The organism is Amycolatopsis sp. NPDC023774 (assembly GCF_040639695.1).
Taxonomy (GTDB): domain Bacteria; phylum Actinomycetota; class Actinomycetes; order Mycobacteriales; family Pseudonocardiaceae; genus Amycolatopsis.
The window spans coordinates 1-4,596 of the sequence record NZ_JBFAAJ010000087.1 but is presented as its reverse complement, the minus strand read 5'-3'; the positions used below and the strand labels follow the sequence as shown (position 1 = coordinate 4,596).

Genomic DNA, 4,596 nt, shown 5'->3' with positions numbered 1-4,596 from the left:
CTGGTTCTCGTGGCCACGACCAACTTCATCGACGCGGTCGACGAAGCGGTGCTCTCGCGGGCCGACCTGGTCATGAACACCACCTTGCCCGACGACGAGGTCGTCGAGCAGATCGTGGCGTCCTCGCTGACCGAACTGGCCGAGCAGTGGACCGGGCTGAAGCCGCTCGCCCAGGACGCCGACCTGCGCGCGGAACTGGCCAAAGGCCTGCGGGGCCTCGACGGCCGGCGGATCCGGAAGTCGATCCTCGCGGCCTTGACGTTGCGGGCCGAGGTCGCCCTCGACCCGGAGCGGCTCACGGCCGACGACCTGCGCCGCGCGACGCAGCTCGACGGCTGACGCCCCACGACAGCCGAACGCGCGGTGCCGGGTCGACGACCGACCCGGCACCGCGCGTTTCTCGCGCGGCACGACCTATTTGGCCCCGAAGGCCTTGTCCACAAAGGACGAGTCGATGAGCGACGCGAGGTCGACCTTGTCCACCCCGTTCACCGAGCCCTCCAGCGATTGCTGCGACGACTTGAGCTGGTCCACCGTCGCCACCGGCGGGTCGGTGAGAACCTCGCCTGCGTAGTACTTCCAGGTGGCGTCGAGCGCGCGCTGGTCGGTGACCCCGAGGTGGGCGCCGAGGATCTTCGTCGAGTACGCCTCGTCGGAGCGTTCGCGGTCGAAGCCCTTCTTGAGTCCGGCCATGAACTTCCCCACGACGTCCGGGTGGTCCTTGAGGTACTCGGACGTGCTGGAGATGCCCACGTTGATGTTGGGGATCTTCTCCTTGGCCATGTCGATCACCATGTGCAGCCCGGCGTCCTCGAACTTGAGGCTCGCCGGTGGGTGCGTGGCGGAGGCGTCGATGGTCTTGGCCAGCAGGGCGTTGTTGACGTTCGTCACCGAGCCCAGCGGGACCAGGTTCACGTCGGTCGGATTGATGCCCAGCTTCTTCAGCGCTTGCAAGGTGCCGATTTACTGCGATCCGCTCTTGGTGGTGTAGCCGATCTTCTTGCCCCGCAGCTGCGCGGCGGTCGGCACGTTCGCATAGATCTGGTACGGCAGCACCGGGGTGAGCGCGGCCAGCACCTTCACGTCACCGCCCGCCGCGGTGCCGGCGACGATCTGGGAGCCGCCCATCGAGGCGAGCTGCGTCTGACCGGAGATGAGCGCCGGGTACCCCTGGTTGCTGTCGAGCTTGATGAGCTTGACGTCGAGCCCTTGCTCCTTGAAGTAGCCGGCTTCCGAAGCGATCCACAGGGGCAGCTCGTCGGCGACCTCTTCGCTGTAGCTGACCGTGACGACCCCATCGGCTCCGGCGTCCGACGAACCGCCGCACGCGGTGAGAAACGACGTCACGAGCGCCACGGAAAAGGCGACGCCGAAGGCGCCAGACTTGAACTTCATTGTTCTGTCCTTCTGGGAATGGGCGGGGACGGGAAACGTCAGTCGTTGCTCAGACGCCAGGCGGCGTAGTGGTTCTCCACCCGGCGCAGCAGTGCCGTGAGAATCACCCCGGCCGCGGCGAAGATGAACAGGCCGGCGAACACCGTGGCGGTCTGGAACTGCTGGCCGGCGGTGTTCATCGTCATGCCGACGCCGTGCTGCGCGCCGCTGAGCTCGGCCACGAACACACCGATCAACGCCTGGCCCACGGCGAGCCGCATCCCGCTGGCGATGAACGGGACGGTCCCGGGCAGGGCCACGGTGCGGAACAGCTGCAGGTCGCTCGCCCCGAAACACCGCGCCACGCGGACAGTTCCCTGTTCGAGCGACTGGACGCCCTGCGCGGTGTTGATGAGGACCGGGAACAGCGCCATCAGGAAGACGATCGCGATCTTCGAGGAACTGCCGATGCCGAGCCAGATGATCAGCAGGGGCGTCAGCGCGATGCGCGGGGTGGCGTAGAGGAAGTTGACGAAGGGGTTGAGCGCCCAGGCGATGCGTTTGTACCAGCCGATCAGCAGCCCCACCGGCAGGCCGATCACCACCGCGAGCGCGAGACCGGCGAGCAGTTCCTGGGCGCTGGTCCACAGGTCGATCCAGATCTGCCCGCCTTGGATCATCGCGCCGAAAGCGTTGATGACGTCGACCGGCCCGGGCAGGATCAGCTGCGGCTGGATGCGTAGCAGCGCGACGACCTCCCACGCGACCAGCACGACGACCACGGCGCCGATGCCGAACAGGCGTTGCTCGCTGAGCCACGACGGCAGCCGGCGGCGGGCGGCTCGTCCGGCGCGAGGGCTCCGGCCCGCCGGGCGAGGTTCGACTCGCGAGGCCGACCTTGGCGAAGAGGTGACGCTCATCGGGCTCCCTCCCCGGCGCCGGCTTTGGCGCCGTAGAGCACATCGGCGATCTCGTCCCGCAGTTGCGCGAACTCCCGCGTCCGCCGGATCTCGTGCGACCGCGGACGCGGCCACGGCACCGTGATCTCCTTGACGATGCGACCGGGCCGCGGGCTGAACACGCACACCCGGTCCGCGAGGAACGCGGCTTCGGTGATGTCGTGGGTGACGAACAGAGCTGTCACGTCTCGTGCGGCGCAAACCCTGAGCAGTTCGACCTGGAGCACCTCGCGCGTCTGTGCGTCGATCGCGGCGAACGGCTCGTCGAGCAAGAGGATCTCCGGCTCGACCGCGAGCGCGCGGGCGAGGTTGACCCTGGCCTGCATGCCGCCGGAGAGCTGCGCCGGGTACTGCTGCCCCACGCCGGCCAGGCCGACCAGTTCCAGCAGCTCGTCGGCGCGCTGCTTGGCCGCCGGCTTCTTGACCTTTTTCGTGAGCTCGAGGCCGTAGCTGACATTCGCCTGTACGGTCCGCCACGGCAGCAGGTTGGCGTGCTGGAACACCATCGCCCGGTCGGGCCCCGGACCGGGGATCGGCCGGCCGTCGAGTTCCAGATCGCCGTCGGCGAGATGGACGAACCCGGCGACCGCGTTGAGCAAGGTCGTCTTGCCGCAGCCGGACGGCCCGACGAGGCAGACGAAATCCCCCCGCTCCAAGGTCAGGTCACACTGCTCGACAGCCGTCGTCACCTCTTTCGACCCAGGTTTGGCGTACTCGATGGCGACACCTCGGGCCTCGAGGTGTGCGATCCCGCCCGTGGCCCCCACATCGATGTGCGCAGCATCACGGCCTGCCGTTCTGGACAGTGCCGGCTTGTCTCGGCTCAGCATGGAGGGGAGCGTAGGACTAATTGTCAGTCCAAAGCAATGGTCCAACTGAGTTTTCTGACCAGGTCGTGACCGGCCGGAGCGGTGCGGCCACCCCTGACCAGGGCTAGTACCGTAAGGTCAGACCATTGACTGTTAAACTACGGTGCATTTCCGGCATCGACCATGACGAGGTGGAGACATGGCTGCAACAGGGCGCGGCGAGAAGGACGACCTCTTCAGCCGCGTGAGCACCTCGCGGGTGTCCCAGGTCATCGTGGACCAGATCAAGGTCCTCATCCGCGACGGTTCCCTCACCCCCGGCGACCGGCTGCCGAGTGAGCGTGACCTGTGCCAGCGCTTCGGCGTGAGCCGGGTGACCGTGCGTGAGGCACTTCGCGTACTGGAGGCCACCGGACTCGTCACCATCCGGGTCGGCGCCCACGGTGGCGCCTTCCTGACCGCGCCGAGCACGGACCGCGTCGGCGAGGGCCTGGCCGACCTCCTTTCGATGTCCGTGCTCACCGCCGGCGAGGTGACCGAGGCCCGCAAGATCGTCGAGATCGGCGCCCTCCCCCTGATCGTCGAGCGGGCGACCGAAGACGACATCGACGCGCTGTTCAAGCTCGTCGAGGAGGGGCAGCACGCCGTCGACGAGGGCGAGTACACAGTGGACATCTCGGCGCGGTTCCACATCCGGCTCGCCGAATGCGCCCACAACACCGCGCTGACAATGCTGATCCAGAGCTTCCACGGCCCGCTCCTGATGTCCCTGCGGGAGGCCCGTGAACAGGCGCCCATCATGGGGAAGCGCGGGACCGGCGAACACCGGGAACTGGCCGAGGCCATCCGCAGCCGCGACCTCGCCGCCGCCCAGCGAGTGATGAGCGAGCACATCGCCCGGACTGCGCAGCGCGTGTCGCACGAGGTCGAGTAGCAGTCGAAACCCCGCACCACCCTCGGGAACACCTCTCGCACTGGACGCCGCCTTCCGCTAAGGTCTAATGGACTAGCCAACGAGAGTAGGGTGGTGAAGGCATGGCGGGGAAGGGAAGCGGCACCCTGGTGGTGGGCGCGAGCCAGGCGGGAGTGGAGCTGGCCGCCTCGCTGCGCAAGCTGGGTGCTTCTGGACCGATCACCTTGCTCGGCGGGGAGAACCGGCTGCCCTACCAGCGGCCCCCGCTATCCAAGGCGTTCCTCAAGGGGGAACTGCCCGAGGAGCGGCTGGCTCTGCGTGGCCCCGACTTCTACGAGGCTCAGCGGATCGAGCTCGTCCGAGGCGAATGGATCGACGGGATCACCCTCACCGATCCCGGGCTCGGTGGCGGCGTCGCGGTCACACGGTCCGGTCGGACGGTGCAGTTCGATCGGCTCGCGCTGGCCACCGGAGGCACCCCCCGCCGCCTCCGGATTCCCGGGAGCGAGCTCACCGGAATCCACTACCTGCGCGATATCGA

The 4,596-nt window shown here is 67.9% G+C and carries 4 protein-coding genes and 2 pseudogenes; 3 read left to right on the top strand and 3 right to left on the bottom strand.

What is annotated here, in order from left to right; genetic code table 11:
• Positions 1-339: pseudogene (locus AB0F91_RS46870) on the top strand (ATP-binding protein); the annotation flags it as partial.
• A 75-nt stretch (positions 340-414) separates the two neighbouring features.
• Here AB0F91_RS46870 and AB0F91_RS46865 read toward each other — a convergent pair.
• The 3 genes and pseudogenes from AB0F91_RS46865 to AB0F91_RS46855 form a co-directional block, all read right to left on the bottom strand.
• Positions 415-1,395 (bottom strand): annotated as a pseudogene (locus tag AB0F91_RS46865) (ABC transporter substrate-binding protein).
• A gap of 38 nt (positions 1,396-1,433) precedes the next feature.
• Positions 1,434-2,294 (bottom strand): ABC transporter permease, encoded by an 861-nt coding sequence (locus AB0F91_RS46860; protein WP_360608964.1) that lies wholly within the window; start codon positions 2,292-2,294, stop codon positions 1,434-1,436.
• On the bottom strand, positions 2,291-3,163 hold the full coding sequence (locus tag AB0F91_RS46855; RefSeq protein ID WP_360608962.1) for an ABC transporter ATP-binding protein: 873 nt from the start codon (positions 3,161-3,163) through the stop codon (positions 2,291-2,293). The genes AB0F91_RS46860 and AB0F91_RS46855 overlap by 4 nt, the downstream gene beginning before the upstream one ends.
• Before the next feature lie 178 nt (positions 3,164-3,341).
• On the opposite strand from AB0F91_RS46855, the gene AB0F91_RS46850 reads away from it, so the two are divergent.
• The gene (locus tag AB0F91_RS46850; protein WP_360608960.1) at positions 3,342-4,076 is read left to right on the top strand and encodes a FadR/GntR family transcriptional regulator; all 735 of its coding nucleotides are present in this window, start codon (positions 3,342-3,344) and stop codon (positions 4,074-4,076) included.
• A 101-nt stretch (positions 4,077-4,177) separates the two neighbouring features.
• Positions 4,178-4,596: FAD-dependent oxidoreductase (locus tag AB0F91_RS46845; protein ID WP_360608958.1), on the top strand; the 419-nt coding region annotated here is incomplete at its 3' end.

Excerpts from the sequence above, each read along its gene's own strand:
- AB0F91_RS46855 (WP_360608962.1), bottom strand. The coding sequence starts at position 3,163 with ATGCTGAGCCGAGACAAGCCGGCACTGTCCAGAACGGCAGGCCGTGAT.
- AB0F91_RS46860 (WP_360608964.1), bottom strand. The coding sequence starts at position 2,294 with ATGAGCGTCACCTCTTCGCCAAGGTCGGCCTCGCGAGTCGAACCTCGC.
- AB0F91_RS46850 (WP_360608960.1), top strand. The coding sequence starts at position 3,342 with ATGGCTGCAACAGGGCGCGGCGAGAAGGACGACCTCTTCAGCCGCGTG.